Origin of the sequence: Arenibacter amylolyticus, assembly GCF_002150785.1 — a bacterium.
Taxonomy (GTDB): domain Bacteria; phylum Bacteroidota; class Bacteroidia; order Flavobacteriales; family Flavobacteriaceae; genus Arenibacter; species Arenibacter amylolyticus.
In genome coordinates this window covers 132,691-157,845 of sequence record NZ_MTAZ01000015.1, presented here as the reverse complement: position 1 = coordinate 157,845, position 25,155 = coordinate 132,691, and the positions used below count along the sequence as shown (strand labels likewise).

Sequence of the window (25,155 nt, the reverse complement as noted above, 5' to 3'; positions counted from 1 at the left end):
TCCACATTGAAATATATGACTAGTTAGTTACGATTTCGCCTGACAGTTAAGGGTTTTTGGTGTATTAAAGAAGTTTCTTAAGTTGACATTTGGCTCTACGAATATCACTCCGCACTTATTGGGGACTAATGTACTCGAATTGGGTATTGAGCTGTTTTTCTTCATTCTCTTGTTTTTCAAAGTAAAGCTCTGGTAATACAATTTTCACTTCGTTTTCTGTTCCTTCTTTTAACCAGTAAACAATGAAGTTCACTTTTGCACTTTTTAGTTGGTAGTTTTTACCTTTTAAGCGCTCAATTTGTCTCAAAAAATGCTGAGAAAATTTCAAAACAGATTGTCCGTTTGAGTTCAAAGATCCATCCTGGTTCAAAGTCAAAACATCGCCACTGCAGAGTTGTGAAATTATATTTTGTCTTTTTATGAAATAGTCCAGCCAAATATCCTTATAGGTCAAGTGCATTGCCAACTCTTTTGATGGTAAATACTGTTGATTATCCTCAACACGTTCTAAGTTATCCACGGTAATATCGTCAAGAAAATTAGAGTTAAGATGCACTGTCAAATTCTTTTTTGCTCTTGTCATAGCAACATATAACAGTCTCTTGGCTTCGTCTTTGGCAGCATTAAAGTTTTCGAGCATCAGGAGAACATTATCAAACTCTCTACCTTTGGCTTTATGAATGGTTGAAACGAATATTATTTCACTATTCTCGTTGAAAAAATCCTCAAATTTAGATTCGCGAATAAAGATTTCCAAGTCAGATTTGTATTTCTTCTTAGGGTGGGTCGCCTCAAAATCCTTAAGGATGTTCATGCATATTTCCAACTTTGTGGAATGGCTAAATTTACTTTTTAGTTTCCGTTTGGCATTTGTCCAAACACCTTCACTGATGAGGAAAACATCATCAGCCAAATTTAGATGACTTAAAAAGAACCTGACTTCTAAAAGATTATACAAACTGAATCCGTCATTGGTTTGGATTAATCTAGCTGCCATTTTGTTTCTCAAGAGCAGTCCTGTGATTTGGAGTGCTTCTTCGTTGGTTATTGTAAGCACACAGGTGGTACCCGTAAGTTCAGTCTCGAGTAGGTCCTGCACAAGCGGAGTAATGAGATGGCCACTTTGGTAGCGAACTAGTTTTATGCTTCCATTGTTAGATTGAATAGGTATTATGGGGATCTCTTTCAGTCGATGCCGGATCCGTTTCACATACTGATTCGTGAAATGGACAAGATTACTCTTGCTTCTGAAGTTCTCAATCAATTCATGCTTCGCTGCTTTTTTTATATTAATAAATCTTTCAAGATATTTTGAACTTGCCCCCCTGAATTCGTAGATATTCTGATCGTCATCGCCCACTGCAATCACTCTCATTTCCTCATTTTGTTCCATCAAAGCAATTATAAGATTGAACTCATCTTCGTCCATATCCTGTGCTTCGTCAATCACCAATACGGTCTTTGTAATTCTACTGGTTTCAACTTCCCTACTTTTAATTTTTTCAATGGTCTTTTTTAAAATCGCATCAGACTTTTCCAAGCTGCCGACCTTGCCCAATAAATCAAAGCAATAAGAGTGAAAAGTCTTAATTTCAATATAGTTTGCAGCATTGCCTATTAGTTTTAGTAAACGCTTTTTAAATTCTGTTGCTGCTGCTCTAGAAAATGTTACCATAAGCAACTGCTCATGCTTAACATCTTCCATTAAAAGCAATGAGGCAAGTTTGTGAACCAGTACTCTTGTTTTTCCGCTACCGGGCCCGGCAGCGACAACCATATACTTCGTCTCCTTGTCATTTATGATTTTCAATTGCGTTGCTGAAAGTTCTCCAAAAAGCTGTCTGAATTTAGCGGGGGTTAGATTACGCTTAATGTCATTCTGACGGCTGCCTTTAAAATATTTATTGAGAAAGGACTGATAGTTGAGCTGAAAATAATCATCTACAAATTGCAAAGCGTCCTTATAATCGCTTATCATTTTTTTGGCATACTCACCAACAATATGAATTTGCTGGACTTTGCTTTCATAAAACTGATTCAGTTTTTGATAATCCTCAACTTTATAGCGTATTTTGTTGTCTTGCTCAATTCGTTCAATGGTAAGTCGGTTATAAACTACAAGGAAGCCACCCTCAATTTTGATAGCCTCAATCCTTGAAAGATAAAAGAGGGTATCCTCAATATCATCGATACTAATTTTAAGCTTGAAAAGACTTTGGTGGTTTTCATATGCTGCTTTTAATTCATGAACTGAAAACTCCACCAAAACCTCATCTTTTTCAACTTGTTCTTCGGTTACTATCAGATTACTTTTCTCATGAAGAAATTCTATAATAAAGGTTGCTAACTCGTGACGTTTTTCTAATTTCTCCTTCAGCAATTCCCTCGGATGAAGTGAAACAGCAGCAAAATGGTTCTTAGAATATTGAAGGCTCTCTCGCTTAATCCAATTCTTGATTGCCCAAAAGTTGACAACAGTTTTAATCTTATTTGGGGAAACGTCATGACAACCTTGCTGTTCGGCTTCTTCATTCAATGCTTTGACGTGAAATGTTTTTTCCTGTTCTTCAAAAACTGATAGAAGAAAGTTTTCAATTTTGCCGAACGATTCTACAATTTTGAGGGACCGATTTTTGTTTTCACCCCTTTTGATAAAGGCGGTCAAATCTTTTGCATCGGCTAAGACCTTTTCTTCACGTAGAAGATTCACAATGTTTATCACTTCTTCTTTTACAATTCCCAGATGATCACTGATATAATCGATTCTTGATTCAGCCGGATCTTCACTGGATTGCTTTCTACTTTTGCTTGAAAAAAGTTTTTTTATGATTCGGACACCTTGCTCTTTCTGCCTTTCTTGAAACCTTTCCGAAGCATTGATTTTCTCAATAGCTTCTTGCGCATTCTTTGAAAGAATACTGTTGGCAAAAATTCTAGGCATATTCTGCCCGCGCTTTAAGTATCCTGCTTCTTCTAAGGCTGCAATAGCTGTGGTTACCCTGGTTTCAATTTCAATAACATTATCGTCCCAACCAGCTCTTCTTGCAATTTCCAAGGCGGAGTTTGAAACTTTTGACCGGAATCTGGTAATATTTTTTATTGCTTTCCATATTTGCTGAATTTCTTTTATGGAAAGCTTCGTTTGATTTAATAGAATGAAATGTTTACTTAAGTCTTCTTCGTTGAACAACACAAAACAGTCAGCAACAATATTTTCATCTCTGCCGGCTCTCCCTGCTTCTTGAATGTAGTTTTCAAGTGAATCGGAAATTTCATAATGAATCACCATGCCAACATCCTTTTTATCAACTCCCATTCCAAAAGCAGAGGTTGCAACCATAATTTGAGTTTCACCGTTGATAAACGAATCTTGGTTGTCGGACTTTTCTTGCTTGTCCATCTTTCCATGATAGGGCTTGGCATTAAAACCATCCTTGGATAATCGGTCTGCAAGCAGGTAGGCCTTTCTGGTTCTTGAAACATAAATGATGGTAGGACAATTCTTCCCCTCAATCAAATCCCTTGTGGCCTGATACTTTTCTTCCTCGTCACCCTTTTCAACTACTTGATATTGAAGATTTGTCCTAGATGTTTTGGAAGTGTAGAGTTCCAGGTCTAGAGAGAGCTTTTCCTTGAAGTAATCGCGAATATCCTCTATGACTTTTTGCTTGGCAGTAGCCGTAAAACAAGAAACTGGAATTCCATCTTCAAGATTTTTCAGCTCCTGAAGTCGCTTAATGAAATCACCTATGTATAGGTAGTCAACTCTAAAATCTTGTCCCCAGGAAGAAAAGCAGTGGGCCTCGTCAATAACAAAACGGACAACCTTTCTCCCTAAAATTAATCGCTCAATGGTCTTTGAACGAAGCGATTCTGGTGAGATATAAAGAATGGTCGCTGCACCATCTTTCACCCGTTCAAATGATTTGGCTCTTTCAATAGGGTCAAGTAAACCATTTATAGTTACAGCATCTGTAATCCCAATTTCTTCAAGGTTGTCAACTTGGTCTTTCATTAAAGACTGCAAGGGGGAAATCACTACCGTTAAGCCCCGGGCAGCTTCACCACTCATTAATGCAGGAACTTGGAAGGTGATGGATTTACCTCCGCCAGTCGGGAAAACGGCAAGTAATGACTTGCCGTTAATAGCTGCTTTAACCGCATTTTCCTGAAGTGGTTCGTCTCCGTAAGTTCTAAACGAATCAAAGCCAAAAAATCTTTTCAAACCTTTATGGATGTCTAAGGCATGGTTGCAATATTCACACCCACTAACACAAGGTTGGTTTCGCAATTGAAACATGATTCTTTCAACTTCCGGATAATTTTTCAGGACCCAAGGCGGTGTTATGGAATGAATTTTTTTGTGTTCAATGAAAGAGCTTATTAGTGATAAACTGTAGGCAAGTTCAATAGGGTGCTTTGAAATTATTTTGTTAAGGTCAACTTGTTCGCAAATTTCATTTGCAAATTTTTGGCGAATCAGGTTTTCTAGGTTTATGGGTTGGATCTGGAATCCTATGTAACGGAAAAAGGACTGGAATTCGCGTTTGTCATTTAGTAGCAAATAAATAATTTGCTTCATTGTTTGGTCGAACTCATTGAACGCTGCAACTTCATCATAGAACAAATCTTTTGCTTTAATGGAATCATTCAATGGATTGTTTATTTCTTCCGTTTGTAATTTATCGTCCTTTAATAAAGCATGATAAGGCTTTGTCGGAAAAAGAAGGGGAGAAAGAAACAGCGTATCAATGATGTTGGAAGAATTAATACCTGCGTCATTGAGCGCTTTGCCCACATACTTAATATCGTGGTTTAAAATGTTGTGTCCGCATATGTATTGTGTTCCCTTCAGAAAATGGATAAAGTCGGCAACCGATGAGTTGTGAAAGGAATTTCCATCACCCCTGATACCCCCAATATCAAGAATCTTTCGGCTCTTCGGTTCAATCTCGGTATCAATGAAAGCAATTGATTTCACGTTCGGTTATTCAGATTTTATTAATTGTCATTTTAAATGATATATGGTTCACATTTTCAAGTGAACAATGGTAGTCGTCTCTCAACCACCTTTTAGGAGTTGAAAATAGGAATTTTATTTGGTGATCCTTAAGTAAACGAGCAAGAAGTAAAAATATTGGCCATATCTTATCGCGATCGTTCAATAAGATATTTCTTAACCCTTCAAAGTGACACAAAACGAACCATTATAGGTTCAACGCACAGCCAGAATTGGCACAATTTGAACCGATATGCTTAGCACAAAACGAACCGAGATATTCAAAGAGTCCATAACCTTATAGCATATATGGGTTAAAAGGAATATGTAAACGATGATTTTTTTCTAAACCATAATTATTTTGGTGAAAAATGTATGTTTGCAAAACACAACTTACCATATTAATTATTAAACCATCCTTGGATGGAAAAGCATTATAAATGACACTACAACAATTAGTAGGCGACTATTCCATAATAGGTGCAAATCAAGATGATACTGATAATTCTTATAAAGAAATTCTATCCTTATCCTTGGATGAGAACAATAGAATAATTGCCAAATGGCTGATAAACTCTAATCAAGAACAAAACGGAACTGGCTTTTTTAAGGATAATATATTGGTGATAAATTTTAATTACCAAGGTGAGGATAATTGGATATACAAAGGGGTTGCGGTCTATCGGTGTTTAACTAAGGATGTCTTAGATGGCTTTTGGTCGGAAAAACACGGGAACCCGCTTTATTTAGGAGAAGAACAATGCTTTAGAATAAAGCCTGAAACGCAGTTGTTAGACTGATCAAGAAATTATCATTTTAGCGATTTTACAAACATGCATTTAATTGGTATTGTATTCTAGTTTGTTATAGTGTGCACTAGAATAGATCAAGCTCAAAAAGAAGGGATGGATCCATATATGGAAGGTTCGTCAGCATGGAGTGAAAGAAAGGTAGGTTAGGTGCTTATGATTTGAAAGGTTCAGGATCCAATGATTCAAATTAAAAGGATAACATAATATCACACTTAAAAACACGTAAACCATCACCCTGGTTAATGTATTCAATTCGGAATATTTTAATAGCGCACTGGTAATCTCATTGCGATCGTTTTACTCAATTTCTATATACTGGTGCTTCGCCTAACCGGGACAGCAGGTGAAAGGTCTACATGCACCAATATGCTTTGCGATTTACCTTGTTATGACCATCTCTCTATCTTGCACCAAGGTGAATATAGTAAAAAACCTAAAAATAAAATAGTTCCAGGGATGCCAATAAAGTTTTGTCTATATTTATAAAAAACAAACCAAGTAGCCAAAACCACCCACCAAAATGATTAAAAGTTTTATATCTATTGTCGTACTTCTATTATTTATTCTATGTGTTTCATGTAGTACCGACAATGAAGAAGCCCCCGATACTACCCCGCCTACGGTGAATTTTTCCATTAAAGGTTTATCGCAAAATGATTCTGAAGAACCCCCAATAGTAGGAAACACCATTGAAATTGTAATTAACGCGCAAGATGCAAAAGGGATACATAATGTTGAAGCTTTTTTAGATGATACAAAAGTCGGAGAAGATACTGAGGCTCCGTTTAGAATAGCCATAGACCTCACACAGTATACCCATAAATTAAGTGGTAAAGGAACTGTTGTAAGTAAAACGCGTACGCAATACAACCTAAAAGTTTCTGCTACCGATCTGTCTGGCAATATTAGTTCTATAGAACAGAAGATTATTGTGGATAACGAAACACCCACAATTACCGAGGTTTCCTTGGAAAACAATACTATTATCGCAGGTGATGACAATAAAGTTACTTTCCAAGCCAGTGACAATGAAGGTACTGTTTTGTTAGAAGTTAAAATTAATGAGGTAGATAAAGAAGCTACCGCCATGGACAGTATTACGCATGTAGTCAATATCAATAGCTTTGAGTTAGAAGATGGTCTGAACAAATTAAGTATTACGGCTTTGGACCAGGCGGGCAATATAGCAACTTACAACCTGCCTTTTTTAGTAGACAATACGGGGCCGGAAATTTCCTTGGAAGGTCTATCATTGGAAGATACTGTCGTGGTTGATGAACGTATCGCGCTCTACATTCTTGCCGAAGATCAACATTCTGATATTGCGTCCCTTACTATATTCATTAACGACTCCCTAATTTCAACTTCTGAAGTAGCTGATCTAACTTTGGACTTAAATCCTGACGAATTCATAACAGGAAACACCACGCTGAAAGTAAACGCTACGGATATTTTAGGGAATGAAACTACCCAGGAAGTGAGTTTTATTATAAAAAGGTTATTGATGAAAATTGCTATTCCCACTGACTTTTTAGATCCATCAGTATCTAAGTTTTACGTATTTGCTTCAGACAATACAGGCGGATTATTAGCTATTCAAAAGTTGGAGTTTAACACCTCACTCATCAAACTGAATACCCTAGACGACGTGTTACCCGAGTCGGAATTCATGCTGAATTTTGCATATTTATACAGTGGTGTTGGACAAACTTCTATAATCAAAACCATTCAAAATATTAAACGCTCATCCTTAGAGAGAATCGAGCTTAAGGTACCTGAACGGAAACGAATTTCAACATACAATACTTATCAAGTATCAGAAATGCCTAATGGAACGTCTATTGTAGGTGAGGGATCGGATTACAATTCCACCTATAACTCTGGAACTGAGTATTATTTAGAAGATTATGATCTTGAATTTTCGAATGCAGAATCAAATCAATACTACATTTACCAACATAATACGGCGAACAACAATTATGCTTACCAGCTTGTGGATAAGCCCATGGCAACTGACTTTTATCTAGACTACAACAACTTTATTGTAAATGGTGTGGAAACAAGATATTACAATAGTTCCTCTATTCAAGATCCCAACAAGTTTTCTGACCTAACTTTATATGGATATCTTAATGCTACTGATTTCGAGAACGACATAAAACATCGAATTTGGGGATATGGAAATCAAAATGTCATGATAATGAATGGACCTGGTTATAGATACGCTTTCAATACAAACTTCTATGATTATAGCTATAAAGCAACGATGGAAAATTATCATATTGAAGCTATTGGTGAGCCCCTTGAATATTATAATGCACCTGATTGGACTATTGATTATACCTATTCAAGCACTAACAAGACATTCACCCTTAACAAGTCTGGTGCAACACATAATGTAGGGAAAATAACGATGGATTTAGCAGAAGATAATTCCTATTATACTTGGAGCATTCTTTTTAACAGTCAAACTACAAATGAAGTGGTATTGCCCCAGTTACCGGAAGAATTAAACTCGTGGAATATAAATAACCATTATACCACTGGAGAGTTCAGGATAGAACAGATTGAGGTAAAGAAGTACGAAGGGCTGGATACTTACGACAGTTTTTTAAAGACGGTAATTAAGAACAATGAGTTCAATCCACATAAGGTATCCGACAAAATTGAATCCGTATTTAAGTCCAATGTAGGAGTACAACACATTTTAAGACCAGATTTTTCATTTTTTTATTAATGTGGAATAATCTTATACCTAATTTATGTGTTCGTTTCGGACGAACCGTTTGAATCAGATTCTGTAGCTGATATTTTAATGCAAGATAATGTTCTAAGCTTTTTCCATGAGGGTGTAGCCGGTTATGAAACAGCAATTCCGGTTAGTAGAACAGGTAGGTATATCAGGGTACAATTGACAGGAACAACCAATTTATCTTTAGCCGAAGTACAAGTCTTTGGAATTGAATAATTGGTTAGTATCATTTTGCCAATTTTTAAAAGCGGGAAATCTTTTGATAGATTTCCCGCTTTTTTTATTCAGGAGTTTAAATGATAGTTTTTGAATAGCTTTTAAAAAGGAGGTAAATTCTTCCCCTGTCTTGAATTGTTTGAAAATATGTTAACGTTATTAGTAGATTTAATTTAAATAAATACATAGTGGTTACAGCCCCGATTTTTAAACTTTACACACTTATTGAGATGCTACCTACTATTTTGAGTGCCTTTTTTTAAATTCGGCAAGGATGTCTGCTTCGCTAATCTCTGAAATATCTTTGTTTTTAATCAAATAAGTTAGTGTAGCAATATAAGCCTCCCCGAAAGCAATTGTTAAAGCAGAAGCCGTTGATGCCGCGATAAGTCCACCGGCTACACTACCAATCCCAGGAAACATCTTTAGTAAATTAGAAACAATTGTTTTCCCTATTAAAGTTGCACCTGCTCCGGTTATTGTAGAGGAAACTAAAGTTGATAAAAATGCTTTTTTTAATTCGAAACCATACACTGTTGTAATACCTGCGAGCATGGCCACTTGTATTGGAACTAACGCAACAGCATCTGAAAAAGGAATAGGGACTGCAGCAGTACCTCCCGCAGTTACGGCAGAAGCTGCGACAATTGCGTGTGATTTATTCTGTTTCTGTTTTATGCTTACTCTTTGAGCTGCAGCAAAGGCATTTTTTTGTCCTTCAGGTACTATTTCCATTGCTAATTCAACAAGCTCCTCAAGTCCAGATGGCTGTATAATATAACCATTATCTAACTTTTTAGGAATTGAATTAACTCTTACTATATTTTTTGCTTGAATTAAATGACTTTGCACTTTATCTCTAAACCCTTCATCAGATATTGCTTTTGTAATTACCCCAATTACTGGCATATGATTAGAAAGTAGGCTGCAAAGTTCAATTTCTGCATCTTCAATCCTTTTTGGACTTTCCTCTACACAAATCCAAGCCATATGAATGTGATTACTAGGATTAGAATCCTCATTTTTCATTTTGACGAAGGATTCAAGTTCCCTAAAAGTCTCCTTATATTCTTTTAATTCCAAACCTCTTGTGTCGAAAAGTTTTAATGGAATTCCTTCTTTTTTAATTTCTCTTGTTTTTTTCGTTACGGGTTTGCCCTGACCTGTGGTCGCAAAATTACCTTGAAAGACAGCATTTATTAATGTTGACTTTCCAACCCCAGTTTTCCCAGCAATTAATATATTTATTTCTCCTCTATCTTTCAAAGCCTTGTTGATTGCATCTTCAATGATTTTTCCAATATTTTCTGCCATTTATATATAAATTTTAAATTAAAGTTTTTTAGTATTGTGGATAACGGTAAATTGTAGGTGTAGTTGCGGATTATGTGGTAGGCCCTTTTCAAATCACTACTAAGGATGTGCGAGCTATAAAATTTGATGATTAGCACTATACCTGCCATTACTTGTTCGCGATTTTGGACAATATTACTCTTCAGTATCATCAATTTCCGAATCTGATTCGGTTTCAATTCTGTCTGCTACAAGCCAATCACTATCTGGTCTTGTTATTAAACGTGCATTACTATAAGCCCAATTTAGAGGGAGAATTGTATGTCCAAGATAATTTCCTGATTGAGTTTTTTCTGTTACTAACGCCAAGTCTATGGTATCATCATCAACAAGAGACATCGGAAGCAATAAAGACATTTTATTATATGCAGGATAATACATTGGAATTGCAGTCTTAAAATTCCATTCAACTCGTTTTAAAGCTAAATTTAAGCTATCCGAAAAACGATTTTTAATTGCTCTAAATTTCCTACTATCACTTTCAATTGCAGATGCTAGGGCTGAATAATAATCAGACTTTTGTATAGTTGTCATGTCTGAAGTATCTCTGAAATTAAATCCTTCAGGTTTATTATCTTCTAAAAACTCTAGCGGAAGTCTTGACACATTATCCAGAATTATATGATTCCAGTTTAATTGTGGTTCAGGAGCGTTACTGTCATAGATTAATTCGCTGGGGTTACTAAAATAATTTGCCCTTTCTGGTAATGGATTAAAATTTCTTGCCAATATTTTTCCGGCTTTTCCAACACCTGAGATACAAAATTCATGAAAATACCATTCTTGCTTTCCTTGAACTTTATTCCTTTCAAATAGTGCATAAATCGGTTCATATAGCTTATTTACAAGACCGGTGTTAAAAGAGGCATATTGATTACTAATTTTAATTTTATCTGATTCTTTTAAAAGCCTATAAAAGGTATAAGTCAAATACTTAGATAAAATAGGGAATGGGAAATCTGGATTTTGAATTTTATAATACCACCTTTCTTTTAGCGCCATGTTTTTCAAGTCATTTATTACTTGACTAAAATCACCCATCCAAGCCCATTGCATTAAGTTATTTACCGCTTTTCCTGAATAGTCTCTTGAAACCTGAACTTTTGGTTTAGTTCCTATTAATTTTTGTCCATTATTTTTTTGTTTCGCATATAAAACTGGAACTTTATATGAAGTACTATCCCTTCGTATTTCGATGAATTCGTCATATTCTTCAAGCAATTCTGTAAGTTTTATGTGACCAAGGGCTTTTGGGTTTATGCCTATATCAGCTAAAGGTTTTCCTATACGGGCTAAATCAGTCCAACCATCTTGTCCTTTTTTTTGCTCAAGCACCGCGATAATATTTTCTAATATTTCTGTATTAATCATAGTCTTATTCCAATTTGCTTTTAATGTTAAGTTCAATTTTTATCAGATTGTTAAATAAACAAAGTGCACTTTTTATAGCTTAAGTCACATTAACAGTTATAAATATTATTTCTTGTTTCTTAGGTTTTCTAATGATTGTGATTTAAGCGAACAGATAAAGTAGTTGAATGCTAAATGTGTTTTTACAAACTTGTTAATTCACAGACCCTCAATGCATCACAATTCCTGCAATTTTATATATTTAAAATTCACAGGTAGGTCATTTAAAAGCCCAGCCGCTTTATCATAAATTGTCAGCTCTATTATCGGATGATTCCTTCGTTTTCTATGAAATCTACTACCTACAATGACGGTGCATGTTTCCCCTTCCCCGCAGGATGCCTATGGCAAGAATTTCCGGTTAAGGCAACTATCGATGACGCTGTTGTTCCACAATACTTACAATTGTAACTGCTTTTCTCACTTCCTTCATATAATTTGTGTTTGCCTTGGCCACTACCAGATGGATGTCGGTGACAGGAATTTGCTGCTAGATTCGCAGCGCTGGAGCTTTTGGTTCCGCAGTACTCACAGTAGTAATTCATAAGGTTTAAAAGTTTGGTTGGTTATTATTTGGTAAGACTTCTCCAACTACTAAAAATAGTTGTAAGAGAAGAATTACATTTGGTTTGGGTAGCTAACATAATAAACTTAGTGTAATTATACTATAATTCTTACAGATAAATAACGTGAATTTTATATATTATTGTGGATGAGTATCACCTCACCTCCCCACTTTTCCTTGGAATCCCCTCGATATTAAGTAGTTCCGAACCATTAAAAAATCGCATTAAACAAAATTATCCGACCATTTATATTGCATTTTTTTTAACTTATAAGCGCTAATTCCTTGGTAGCCTTAATCCTTTTAAAAAAAAACAGATGAAAATAGGGTGGAGTGCATTGCTAGTACTACTAACAACCTCTTGTATGGAAAACAATGATTATTATACCGTGGACGATTTTGAGATGGTGGAAAAAATTGACACCCACATTCATGTTTTTGCAGATCGGAACAGCTTTGTAGAGCAAGCAGCAAAAGATAATTTTCGCTTGCTCAATATTCTGGTAGATCATTCCAATAGTGGGGAACTCATAAAGGAACAGTACCAATACGCTGTGGAGCAGAAGAGCGCGCATCCGGCAGAATTTGAGGTGGCTACCTCCTTCTCTATAGAAGATTGGGATAATCCAGACTTCACAAAAAATACCATCGCCTGGTTAGATAAAAACTTTTCGGAGGGGGCCATTGCCGTAAAAATTTGGAAAAACATAGGCATGGTCTTTCGCGATGCAGAAAATCAATTGATTATGGTAGACCATCCCAAGTTGGATACTATTTTTAATTATTTGGCCACTAAAAAGATTCCATTAATTGGGCATTTGGGAGAACCACTTAACTGTTGGTTGCCACTAGAGGAAATGACTACCAATAACGATCGGGACTACTTTTCAAAAAATCCTCAATACCATATGTACAAACACCCAGAACTACCTTCCTACGAGGAGCAGATAGCGGCCCGGGACGCCATACTGGAAAAACATTCTAACTTGACGTTTGTGGGGGCCCATATGGGGAGTTTGGAGTGGAGCGTGGAGGAACTAGCCAAGCGGTTGGACAAGTTCCCCAATATGGCGATCGACCTGGCAGCCAGAATGGGACAAGTTTACTATCAGACGGCAGAAAACAGGGAAAAGGTGCGCAATTTCTTTATTAAATATCAGGATAGGATCCTCTACGCCACCGATTTGGCCGATAGTGGGAAGGGTGACCCCAAGGACCTACAAAAATACATGCATGAAACATGGATGGAAGACTGGCGGTTCTTTGTTACGGACGACCAAATGGAAAGCGACCTGATTAACGAGGGATTCAGAGGATTGAAACTTCCCAAAGAGGTAGTAGATAAAATCTATCTGCACAATGCCCAAAAATGGCTAAATATGTTTCCGGAAACTAAGGATTAAAAGTTCGTAAGCTGTGGCTAAGGGCACTTTTTTTAACCATTATGATATGGCGAAGCAACCTTGGGTATTTTTCATACCCAAATATCCAGAGTAATCTAGTTTGCTATATTATTGGTGCTAGGTATCGACTTCTATTACAACCCATATTCGTTCTTGTCAATAGGAGTGATGGGTTCTGTTTTAGTGACAATCTTTTTTATAATCTCGTCTAATTCCATGGTAGAGGTTTCTATATGGCCTAGCATCTCACCTTTTTCAGTTTCATCTAACAGTTCTCCTCTCATTAAATCCACTAAACCCAATATCCTGGCTACAGGAGCGCGCACAATGTGAGACTGGGTCCACGCTATGTCCCTTAGTTGCGTATTCTGTATTTCTACCTGGTTACTGTATTCCTTTAATTTTCTATTTAAATCTACCAAGGACTGCTCGTACTTCTTCTGCTGGGTGATATCGGCCATTGATCCAATGATCCGGAATGGGACGCCGTCCTTCTTTCGGAGAATTAAACAGGTATCCAATACATGGGCATATTCTTTATTGGCTTTTAAAAACCGGTACTCCGCTTTCCATTCCTTTATTTCAGGATTTTGGTAGGCTTTATTTAAGCTGTCTAGAATGGATGATCGGTCATTTTCATGAATATGGTCTTCCCAAAACGTAATATTTCCAGATACTGAATCTAAGTCATGACCAAATAATTTTTTAAAATCCTTACCCATGTAATGGTAGTTACTGGTAAGGTATCGGTCATAAATAACGTCATTGGATGCTTCCGAAGCTTTTTCAAAGCGCTCGTTGGCTTCCTCCAATTTTTTCCTAGCGGCAATTCGACTACTAATATCCCTAATATAAAAGGACATGCCATTCGGAGTTGGATAAGCCGCAACCTCTAACCATTTTCCTATCGTATCATTGTATATTTCAAAATACTTATCTTCAAGTTTATAAAGGGATGCATCTGGCTTATGCAAGCGGTCAAACTGCTTCTTCACATTAGGGAATATGTCCCATAAGTTTCTTTTCATCGCTTCCCTACTACTTATACTCATGAGTTTCTCGGCACTTTTGTTCCAATACGTAATTTTCCAATTGCTATCCACCGAGATAAAAGCATCCTGTATACTATTGAGGATTCTATTTTTTTCCTTATAGGCATTTTGAAAGGCCAATTCGGTCATCTTAAACTGATGGATGTTTTGTAATTTCCCATAAATGCGCGTACATTTTTCGTTTAGGAATTCGGCCCTTCCAATAGCACGGACCCAGCATTTGTTACCCTTTGCAGTGATAATGGGCAATTGGTAATCGAAATGTGGAATCTCCCCACTAATACATTTATTGAATAAGGAAATAAGCTGTTGTAAATCGCGATCGTGTTTGGTAAACAGTCCGTAATTAGTCATGCTGGGTTCAAAATCGTCATCTACTTCGTAAATAGATCGTGTAATGGGACACCAATTTACTTTTTGAGTAGCCACATGCATTTCCCAACTGCCTATTTGGGCTAGGGTATTCACCATTTCCAATTGGGAATTCAACCTAATTTCTTCGCTAATATCCTTTCCTATCGCTAAAATAAGTCCTTTTTGAAGCGCTCCTGTAAATCGCCATCGTAACGATTTAACTTCGCCATTCTTGGTGATATAACGGCTAGTAATTTCATGGATGGGAAACTTCATCTCTTCATTAACATCCTCCAGCATCTCTTGCTCATCTTGTACCATTTGGATGTTTTCCAGGACCTCGTTCAAATCGTCCGGATGTAGTAGTTGTGTGATGGGTATCTTCAGTAATTCTTGCGCGGAATACCCGATTAGGTTAACCGAAGCAGCATTAATTTTCTTAATATTCCCCTCTGTATCTATAATTGCCAATAAGTCCGGAATACTATTAAAAATCTCCGATAGCTCCAATTCATTTAATTTTCGTTGTAACTCCGAGCCTAAATACCTTTCCAAGGTTTCAAAAAACAGATGGTTGTGGATTGGGGCTTGTTGTTCTTTAGACTCCCCAAGAACCAATACTCCAATAAGTTCTTTATGATGGCATAAAGGAACCCCTATGGTTTTTTTAATCCCCGTCTTCTTTGCGGCATCCCTTCTTTTAAAGTCGACCCCTATATCTGTAGGGTCCCATTCATTTCTAAGTCGATTTTGAAAAACTGCTCCTGGAAGTCCGTGTCCATGGGGTATGGTTTGGGTACCTATAGTATCGTGATGAAATGCTGTTCCCACTTCATCCGATGCATACTTTGCGGATAAGGTTAGGTGGCCGTTTTCCGAGTTGGGCAACCAGATTTCGGCAAAGGTGTAGCCACCAAAACTAGCCACATAGCGTAGCACCTTTCGTAAACAAGGTGTTAGTTGATGCTCTTGATTAAATATTCTACTAATTCCGGAGCTCAGTTCTTTTTGTAGAATCAGTTTCTTTTTATTGGTGATATCCTGAAAAACTCCTTCTATATACTGGGGGTTGTTATTGTCACCTAGTTCAATTAAACGCAAACTCCGAATCCACTTTATGGAAGTATCCGGTAGGATAATTCTAAAAGTTATATCCAGTTGCTGTTCTTTTGGGGGCAAGGTATTTGGAAGCTGAAAAAATTGTTGATCCAGTGGGTGAATGGTCTTTAGAAAGCTTGCATAGGGGAGCGGACCTTCATTATTTGTCCTTCCCCAAATAGCGTAGGAGTCATCGGAAAGTGTGATGGTATTAGCAGTTAGATCAAGACTCCAATATCCAATTTTGGCAATGGAAGCAGCAGTTTTTAGTTGATGTTGGGAATGCCGCAGTTCTAAAAAACTTTTTTCTTTCTCAGTAATATCATTACAAGCAAATAGGATGGTTTCGGAATGCGCTATTCCTAGGTAATGCCCAATTAATTCTAAACGAGAAGATTTTCCCTCCATATCAATATGGGTAAAAACCCCAAAATTTATGGATGTAGTGCTTCCTTTATATTGTTTTATCGATTTTAAAAAATAGGCGACTTCTTCCTTTTTTAGCAGCTCTGTTACCTTCTTACCTATTAAAGCCGATTTCTGGTAGCCAAAATGATTGGACATCTTTACATTTACCTTTACTATAGTAAGACTTTTAAGGTCTAATAGGTATTTGGGAATAGGGCTGAGGTTGAATAAAAGTTTTGAGTCTATAGTAGCAATTTTGGTGTTTTGATTTGATTTAGTGCTCTTTATGGCATTAATCCATAGGGTGCTAGCTAATTGGGTGATGTGCGCGATCCCTTCTTTTTGAACTTTGGTGATATCGGTAGATGTTGTTTTGGAAATAAATAGAAAACCAAAGGCTGAATCATCCTTGCTCTTGAGAGGAGCTACTACGAGCGCGTCGGGGAATTCGGTCTTAATACTTGCTTCGCCTCTATTTTTTTTATTGGTTGATTGAAGGTTTTGAAGCTGAAGAAGTTCAGTTGGCAGATTGGAAAAGTGTTCGGATATTTTTTTCTCCAACCAAGTTTTTGCGGGTAGAGGAAATATATTTTGATTGTTATCATTAGCACTAGTAACCATTAGGGCACTATTAGTTGCTTCACTACCCATTAAATTTGATGCTAAGCGAACAATATTTTCATAGCTATCCTGAGGTATTTCCAGTCGGGTATAGGAGGGAAGTAAATAGGTGAAATTTAGGGACATGGGGACGATTATAAAATGATGTACTAAAAATGTATAGCCAACAATACGGTATTATGGCTATGAAAATGTAGTGATATTCAAAATATACAGCTCAATTACTAAGATACCCCGATATAATGGGAATCAAAAATTTCCGACAAAATTAAATTTTAAATCTTATATATTCCCCTACCTTAACTAACCCTAACATTTTGGTAACATTCTAAAGGAATCTATTCTAACGGAAGAGAGTGTTGCCAACTGTAAAGCAAAGAATCAGTTCAAGAAATGATACCAGAAAATGTGATCCGAGTTGTAAGTATCCATTCTTCAAAATTTATACAATATTAGGCGCTAATTTGGGAATACTTTATAAGTGTTTTTTAAAATAAAAAGACACAGGATTTTTTAAGAGCAACCACCATTGGCGTAGTTCATTGGTTATTTTTAAAATTAAAAGATCAATAACGGTGTTATTCATAAGGTTTGAGTCGTTTTATTTGCAATAGTTTATTATTTTAGACTATTAAGTAGTAGCTAGTCAAATTAAATTATTCATTTTTAGTAATCCGTTAATACCGGAGTGTACATTGCAGAAACTTGCAAATAAAGGCATCATTAGTTCCTTCCCCAATGAAACAGAAGATATTACTCTTATCGATGATTGCAGTTCTCCTAGGGGTCTTATATGCCTTCACTACGGGAGTGTTCCATCCTGATAAAGACGAGTATTCATCCCTGAAACTACCAGAGGTGGTGGATTATAACTTTCATATTCAGCCCATCCTTTCCGATAATTGCTACACCTGCCACGGACCCGATGCCAATAAGCGGAAAGCTAAACTACGACTAGATTTGGAGGAGACGGCACTGTCCGAACTTCCGGAAAGTCCGGGAGAATTCCCCCTAGTACCTAGAAAACCACAAAGGAGTAAGGTATATAAAGCAATCACATCAGACGATCCAGATATGCAGATGCCGCCCCCCAACTCTAAGCTGTCACTTAACTCCTACGAAAAAAGACTCATTAAAAAATGGATAGAACAAGGCGCTAAATTTGAGAAACACTGGGCCTATATTCCGCCAAAGAAAAATGAACCTCCCAAGACCGAAAGAACGGATTGGGTGCAGAATGAAATAGATGGTTTTGTATTAAAAAAGCTGGAAGATTTTAATTTACAGCCATCAGAAAGGGCTCCTATGGAAACCCTACTACGTAGAATTAGTTTAGACTTAACAGGGCTCCCACCCACCCCAGAACAGGTAGCGCATTTCCTTAATGATAGTTCTGAAGGGCAGATAGCAAATATGATAGATCAATTTTTAGCCTCCCCAGCCTATGGGGAACGTATGGCCCAAACTTGGCTAGATGTGTCTCGCTATGCCGATTCCCACGGCTACCAGGACGATAGTTATCGCACCATGTGGCCCTGGAGAGATTGGGTGATCCATGCCTTTAACAAGAACCTGCCCTACGACCAGTTCCTGACCTGGCAAATGGCGGGCGATTTATTGCCCAACGCTACCAAAGAGCAGCTATTGGCAACCGGATTTAACCGTAATCATCCCATCACCCAAGAAGGGGGTGTTATCCAGGAGGAATACCGCACCAATTATGTGCTAGACAGAACCAATACCCTAGGGAAGGGAGTTTTGGGGATTACCTTAGAGTGTGCCCAGTGCCATGACCATAAGTACGACGCCATTTCACAAAGGAACTACTTCGAGTTTTTCGCCTTTTTTAATCAAGTAGACGAAAAAGGGATACAGATGGATGCCGTACAAGCCAAAAATCAAAAATTCTACGCAGACCCTCCCTATATGGAAATTTCCCAAGAGGATAGCACCGGCGTGCTCTCTTTTATCAATATGAAAAAAACTCCCGAAATTAAGGTAATGGTCATGAACGATTCGGCCCCCAAGACTACCTATATCCTTAATAGGGGTGCCTACGACCAGCCTACGGACTCGGTACAACCAGCAACGCCCAAAGCCATCTATGCTTTTTCTGAAACGCTTCCTAAAAATAGACTTGGACTTGCACAGTGGTTAACCGATACCAAGAATCCCCTAACCGCAAGGGTCTACGTAAATCGTATTTGGGCCATGTTGTTTGGAAAGGGTATTGTGGAAACTGCCGAAGACTTTGGGGTGCAAGGGAGCTTACCGACCCACCCAGACCTATTAGACTGGTTGGCGGTGGATTTTATGGAGAACGGTTGGGATACCAAGTACCTGCTAAAAAAAATAATGCGCTCTGCTACCTATCAACAAAAATCCGACATGAGACCGGAGCTAAAAAAGGCCGACCCAGAGAATAGGCTATTGGCCCGTGCAGCGCGTTTTAGAATGAGTGGTGAAATGATACGTGACTATATCCTAGCAACTAGCGGCTTGCTTAATCGTGAGTTAGGCGGACCTAGTGTAAAGCCGTACCAGCCTGCTGGACTATGGGAGGAAACCAATGCGGGAGGCGATCGTGGAATTTTAACTACCTACACCCCGGATGAAGGGGACGACCTGTATAGGCGTTCCTTATATACCTTTTGGAAACGAACCCTGCCACCGCCCAATATGACCATATTTGATGCACCCAACAGGGACCTGTCCGAGGTGCGCCGGCAAAAAACCAACACTCCCTTACAGGCATTGGTGCTCCAAAATGATGTGCAAGTACTGGAAGCGGCACGCGTATTGGCACAGCGAACCATTTTGCATGATCCCGATAATCAGGATGTTGTAGCGGATGTTTTTAAACGAATTTTGGTGCGTTCTCCTAAGGAGGAGGAACTTAAAATTCTAAATAACTATTACCAAGATGCGTTAGCGCTTTATAAGACCAATTTAGTGGATGCCGAAAAATTAGTGGCCGTAGGAGCCTATGAGCAATTGGAGACAGACCCCGCAAAAACTGCCGCTCTTATGCTGACCGTGCAGACCATTTATAATTTAGATGAAACAATTACCAAAGAATAGGACTATGGAAGAACATGGGAACAAGGAAGAAAACCCTTTAAAGGTGAACCGTCGCCATTTTTTTTCTCAACTGAGCGTGGGTATAGGATCCTTGGCATTGGGGTCTCTTTTGATTCCCGATCTCTTTAAGGGAGATGTAAAACAATTGGCATCCCAACCATTGGGAATTCCTCATTTTGCACCGAAGGCGAAACGCATTATTTACCTGTTCCAGGCTGGGGGACCTTCTCAGTTAGAGTCTTTTGATTATAAGCCAACCCTTCAGAAGCGGATGGGGGAAGACTTGCCCGATTCGGTAAGAGGGGGGCAGCGATTAACAGGGATGACCTCTGGGCAAGATAGCTTTCCCTTAATGCCTTCCGCAGCAAAGTTCCACCAATATGGGGAAAGTGGAAAATGGATTAGTGACTATTTTCCTCATATCGCTAAGATAGCAGATGAAATTACCGTCATTAGAAGTATGCAGACCGAGGCCATTAATCACGATCCGGCCATTACCTTTTTCCAAACGGGCAGTCAGATTTCTGGCCGACCCAGTATGGGGTCTTGGTTAAGCTACGGCCTTGGAAATGAGAATAAGAACCTGCCTTCTTTTGTGGTCTTAACCTCCAGGGGAAAGGGGAATAGCCAAGGCTTGTACTCAAAATTATGGTCTAGCGGATTTTTAGACTCCAAACACCAAGGGGTGCTTTTGCGGTCCGGCAAAGATCCCGTGCTGTACCTGAACGATCCCGAGGGGATTTCCCGCTCGGATAAAAGACATTTATTAGACCATGTATCTTCATTGAATAAACTACATCACGTTGAAACGGGGGACGATGAGATCGAATCCCGGATCGCACAATACGAAATGGCCTACCGCATGCAGATGTCGGTCCCCAACGTGATGGATATTTCCAAAGAACCGGAATCTATCATCAAAATGTACGGGGAAGATTGTCAGGTTCCTGGTACCTACGCTGCCAATGCCTTGCAGGCGCGAAGACTGGCAGAAAATGGGGTGCGATTTATACAACTCTACCATCAGGGCTGGGACCAGCATGGCAACTTGCCCAACGAAATGGCAGGGCAGGCCAAGGATGTGGATAGGGCTTCGGCGGCCTTGGTGCTTGACTTAAAACAACGGGGGATGTTAGAGGATACCCTGGTAGTTTGGGGGGGCGAATTTGGTCGTACTAATTTCTGTCAGGGTCATTTTAACCCAGAGAGTTATGGGCGCGATCATCACCCAAGGGCCTTTAGTATCTGGATGGCAGGAGGGGGCATTAAACCCGGACTTACCTATGGGAAGACCGATGAATTTGGATACAACGTGATAGAGAACCCCGTGCATATAAACGATTTCCATGCTACCATGATGCATGTGATGGGCCTAGACCACGAACAATTGGTCTACAAGCACCAAGGTCGTCGATTTAGATTAACCGATGTTGCCGGTAATGTCGTAAAAGATCTTTTAATATAATTTAATGGCGCACTCTTCAAAAAATAAATGGGTAGACTATGTTGTTTTAGGCCTTTCGGTATTCCTTATTTTCTGCCTCTTATTTGAATCGTACATCGTACTTCCAAGCCTAGTTTCTTGGATGGGAAGATGGCATCCCTTAGTGCTCCATTTCCCTATTGTTCTTTTATTGATGGCCCTATTTTTGGGGTTAACAGGAAAGAAAGTACCTTATCAATTATTGACGGTTGCAGTGCTCTCCGCTCTTTTAACGGCGATTTCCGGATTCTTTCTAGGCAAGGAGGTCGCGGTAAAAGGAGACTTGTTATTTAGGCATCAATGGTTGGGTGCAGGGGTTGCTTTGTTAGCAGCCCTATGGTATGCCCTTACACAGGTGCAGCTGAGTAATAATATATATACCAAAGGCTTGCAAGTAGTATTGGTAGGGCTTGTTGTTGCCACAGGGCATTATGGAGGTATGGTGACCCATGGGGAAGGGTTTTTAGCGCTGCCCACCAAAAAAAGACCCATAAAAATCCCTGAAAACCCCATTATCTATACGGATGTTGTTACCCGAATTTTGGAGAATAAATGTGTTAGCTGTCATAACCCCAACAAGCGGAAAGGAGAACTGGTGATGACGAGTCTTGCAGCGCTGCTTAAAGGAGGGGAAAGCGGAAATACCCTGGTTCCTGGGTTGCCTGAAGAGAGCGAGCTTATTAGGCGACTCCATCTACCGATGCAAGATGAAGAACACATGCCGCCGGAAGGGAAAACCCCTTTAACGCAAGATGAAATTGGAATACTAGAACGCTGGATATCCCTTGGCGCCTCGGACACGCTCCGATTGGCCGAAATTAAAAGGACCGATCCACTAGTGGGATATGTAGAGAAAATGATGCAGCCAGACCTCACGGAAAAATGGATAAAGTTGCCAATGGTGCAGGACAGTACCCTTCAAAACCTGGCCTCTAATTATATCACCATTCACAGGATAAGCAGTAATTCCAAGGGTTTGAGTGTCTCCGTTTATTTACCGCCGGAGTATGACCCAAAAGCTATTACGGACCTACAACGGATTTCAAAAAATATCATTGAATTGGATCTGAGTGGTATCCCCCTTGGGAATAAGGAACTAGATTTTGTTGCCCTGTGTGATAACTTGGAGTGGTTAGAAGTAGATGGTACTCCCATAACGGATGCTGAATTCAAAAAGTTGAAAGGCCTTACCCAGCTTAAAATGCTAAAAGCGTATAGTACAAGCATTAGCGATGAGAGTATTTCGGTTTTAAAGGAGCTAAAAGAACTTAAAACTCTCTATGTATGGGACACACAACTGTCGGTTTCCGGTCTTGCCCAATTAAAAGAATCTTTACCCAACTTAGAAATAAATGTGGGCAGTAATGCTGAATTAAAAGCTGAAGTGGCTAAGAATGGGAATAATCTTTAGTTTATTCCCGAGTAGGAATTGTTATGGGTAGGTTTTACTGTTTTTAAGGCAAAAAGATACCTCTGAAAGACAATTATTAATGCCAGAAGAATGGTATAATTAGGGGTAAGTAGGGGGAGAAAACCTTACAAATTGGGCTAAGTCTCAAATCGTAATTAAGGGTCAAACTTACAACCTCTTGTTGCAGCCCAATCCTATAAATGCATATAAAAGCATCTTGTAACGCTCACCCAATTTACTTCTTAACACGCCAAAAGCCTTTGTAATTTGAGCTTCTACTGCTTTTATTGAGATATTTAGATGTTGGGCTATTTCCTTATTGGTGAGGCCTTCTTTTTTGCTGAGAATGAAAATTTCCCTGCATTTTGGGGGTAGTTTGTCAATTTCATCGTTCATGATCTTGATCATTCGCGCTAAGTCATTCTCATTGGTTTCCTCTACTACCTCCGTTAGGGCCTCTACATATTTGTTTTGTAAAATCATGTTGGCTTTATGCTGCTGGTAGTGATTTACAAAGGCGTTGTAAACGGATTTATACAGAAAGCTCTGAAGCGATAAATCTGGATTCAATGTTTTTCGAGATCTCCAAGTGTTTAAAAATACATTTTGAACAATATCCTGTGCAGTATCTGCATCCCCAGATAATGTTAGTGCATAGGCATAGAGTCTTCTCTGGTAGGTGTCCAACAACGTCATATACGCTTTTTCATTTCCATGAATAAGCTGTTCGGTTAAATCTTCATTATCAATTTTCCTCATAGATTGGTTGGTATCTGGCAAGTAAATCTATAAATAATTATATGAATTAAAAAAAAATCATAAAAAAGGTAGGGTGTTGCAAATCTGCTCTGTATTACTATAAAGAACAATACAAAATGATTCCTCAAGAAGTAGAACATCTTATTATAAAATTCCTTTCTAAATCGGCAAGCGCTGAGGAGTTGGATAGGCTGAATACCTGGATTCAGGATGCAGATAATGAGGATGTTTTTAAAGAATATGTAAAAACACATTTCGCCACTACCTTGGCTATGAACAATCCCGATCTAAAGGAGGTGAGAACAAATTTGCTAAAGGAGATAAAAAGCGAAACAAATAAAAGTAGGACTAGGTTTAAATCTGTCTTTAAATATGCCGCCATGGCAATTTTATTCATTGGCCTAGGCTATTTTATACAGAATGAATTGACAGGGGCTGATACTAAAGAAAATATAGCGCCAAAAATAGATGCTATAACCCTACAGCTCGGGAATGGAGAAATTAAAGTAATCTCGGGAGAAGGGACCTTAGAAGTATTGAGTGAAGAAGGGACTGTATTAGGAGTGCAGAAAGGGCAGAAATTGGTCTATGAAGAACAAGGGACCCGTGAGGAAGTAAGTTATAATACCCTAAGGGTTCCCAAGGGGAAACAGTTTTATATTGAATTGGCAGACGGCACAGAAGTACACCTAAATGCAGAAAGTTCCTTAAAATACCCTACTACCTTTTTAGCTGGTGAAGAGCGGAAAGTCTTTTTAACCGGAGAAGCATTTATGGAGGTGGCTCATGATCCCAACATCCCCTTTGTGGTTAATACGGGGCAGTTAGACGTAAAGGTTTATGGCACCAGTTTTAATATTGCCAATTACCCGGAGGACGAGTCAACCGAAGTAGTTCTTGTTGAAGGTTCGGTGAGTTTAAGAGGTACATCCAATTCCCAGGAGGTAAAAGAGGAGGTGTTTTTAGAACCTGGGTTTAAAGGGAGTTTTAATAAAGAAGTGGGATCTGTCGAAAAAGAGAAAGTAAACACCTCCCAGTATACCTCATGGAAAAGTGGAAACTTAGTATTTAGGGACCTTTCCTTTGATAAGATCATACAAAAGCTAGAGCGAAGTTACAATGTGGTAATCATCAATAACAATAAAGATTTGGCCAAAGAAACCTTTAATGCCACTATTGAAACACAACATGAAACCATTGAGCAAGTGCTCCATTACTTTAATAAAGTGTATGAGATAGATTATATCATCGTAGAAAATAAAATAGTAATTAAATAATGATAAAGCCCATGAAATGAACAGTTTAATGTAAACCGAAGCACATATAGCTATATGTGAAAGTATAAGAAATCATGGAAATAAAACGGGAAATGCTGGAA

General features: G+C 38.4%; 12 protein-coding genes. 7 read left to right on the top strand and 5 right to left on the bottom strand.

Annotation, left to right across the window (positions count from 1 at the left end):
• Window positions 1-115 precede the first annotated feature (115 nt).
• Window positions 116-4,981: a RecQ family ATP-dependent DNA helicase gene (locus tag BV214_RS07920; RefSeq protein ID WP_086476964.1), complete on the bottom strand. Its 4,866-nt coding sequence runs from the start codon at window positions 4,979-4,981 to the stop codon at window positions 116-118.
• Between the two features lie 458 nt (window positions 4,982-5,439).
• Here BV214_RS07920 and BV214_RS07915 point away from each other — a divergent pair, with 458 nt between their 5' ends.
• Together BV214_RS07915 and BV214_RS07910 are read left to right on the top strand one after the other, a co-directional pair.
• Window positions 5,440-5,799, top strand: coding sequence for a hypothetical protein (locus BV214_RS07915; protein ID WP_086476963.1), 360 nt, complete (start codon window positions 5,440-5,442; stop codon window positions 5,797-5,799).
• 532 nt (window positions 5,800-6,331) lie between these two features.
• Window positions 6,332-8,548 (top strand): Ig-like domain-containing protein, encoded by a 2,217-nt coding sequence (locus tag BV214_RS07910; protein ID WP_086476962.1) that lies wholly within the window; start codon window positions 6,332-6,334, stop codon window positions 8,546-8,548.
• Window positions 8,549-9,019: 471 nt separating this feature from the next.
• Here the strand turns inward: BV214_RS07910 and BV214_RS07905 are convergent, their stop codons facing one another.
• Together BV214_RS07905 and BV214_RS07900 are read right to left on the bottom strand one after the other, a co-directional pair.
• A complete protein-coding gene (locus BV214_RS07905) occupies window positions 9,020-10,093 on the bottom strand; it encodes a YcjF family protein (RefSeq protein ID WP_217868674.1) in 1,074 nt (357 codons plus the stop codon).
• A 174-nt stretch (window positions 10,094-10,267) separates the two neighbouring features.
• A complete protein-coding gene (locus BV214_RS07900) occupies window positions 10,268-11,503 on the bottom strand; it encodes a DUF3825 domain-containing protein (protein WP_086476961.1) in 1,236 nt (411 codons plus the stop codon).
• Between the two features lie 921 nt (window positions 11,504-12,424).
• Here BV214_RS07900 and BV214_RS07890 point away from each other — a divergent pair.
• Window positions 12,425-13,510 (top strand): amidohydrolase family protein, encoded by a 1,086-nt coding sequence (locus BV214_RS07890; RefSeq protein WP_086476959.1) that lies wholly within the window; start codon window positions 12,425-12,427, stop codon window positions 13,508-13,510.
• Window positions 13,511-13,644: 134 nt separating this feature from the next.
• Here the strand turns inward: BV214_RS07890 and BV214_RS07885 are convergent, their stop codons facing one another.
• A complete protein-coding gene (locus BV214_RS07885) occupies window positions 13,645-17,169 on the bottom strand; it encodes a PAS domain S-box protein (RefSeq protein WP_086476958.1) in 3,525 nt (1,174 codons plus the stop codon).
• A 612-nt stretch (window positions 17,170-17,781) separates the two neighbouring features.
• Here BV214_RS07885 and BV214_RS07880 point away from each other — a divergent pair.
• The 3 genes from BV214_RS07880 to BV214_RS07870 are packed head-to-tail and all read left to right on the top strand — an operon-like array spanning window position 17,782 to window position 23,018.
• Entirely contained in the window at window positions 17,782-20,124 is a 2,343-nt protein-coding gene (locus tag BV214_RS07880; protein WP_086476957.1) for a PSD1 and planctomycete cytochrome C domain-containing protein, read from the top strand.
• Window positions 20,102-21,589 (top strand): DUF1501 domain-containing protein, encoded by a 1,488-nt coding sequence (locus tag BV214_RS07875; protein WP_245806761.1) that lies wholly within the window; start codon window positions 20,102-20,104, stop codon window positions 21,587-21,589. The genes BV214_RS07880 and BV214_RS07875 overlap by 23 nt, the downstream gene beginning before the upstream one ends.
• Before the next feature lie 4 nt (window positions 21,590-21,593).
• Window positions 21,594-23,018 carry a c-type cytochrome domain-containing protein gene (locus tag BV214_RS07870; protein ID WP_086476956.1) on the top strand — a complete coding sequence of 475 codons (1,425 nt, stop codon included), beginning with the start codon at window positions 21,594-21,596 and terminating at the stop codon, window positions 23,016-23,018.
• A gap of 168 nt (window positions 23,019-23,186) precedes the next feature.
• Here BV214_RS07870 and BV214_RS07865 read toward each other — a convergent pair whose 3' ends face one another.
• Window positions 23,187-23,777 carry an RNA polymerase sigma factor gene (locus BV214_RS07865; protein WP_086476955.1) on the bottom strand — a complete coding sequence of 197 codons (591 nt, stop codon included), beginning with the start codon at window positions 23,775-23,777 and terminating at the stop codon, window positions 23,187-23,189.
• Window positions 23,778-23,893: 116 nt separating this feature from the next.
• Between BV214_RS07865 and BV214_RS07860 the strand changes: the two genes are divergently transcribed.
• Complete coding sequence (locus tag BV214_RS07860; protein ID WP_086476954.1) at window positions 23,894-25,054, top strand: FecR family protein; 1,161 nt, start codon at window positions 23,894-23,896, stop codon at window positions 25,052-25,054.
• Window positions 25,055-25,155: the final 101 nt, after the last annotated feature.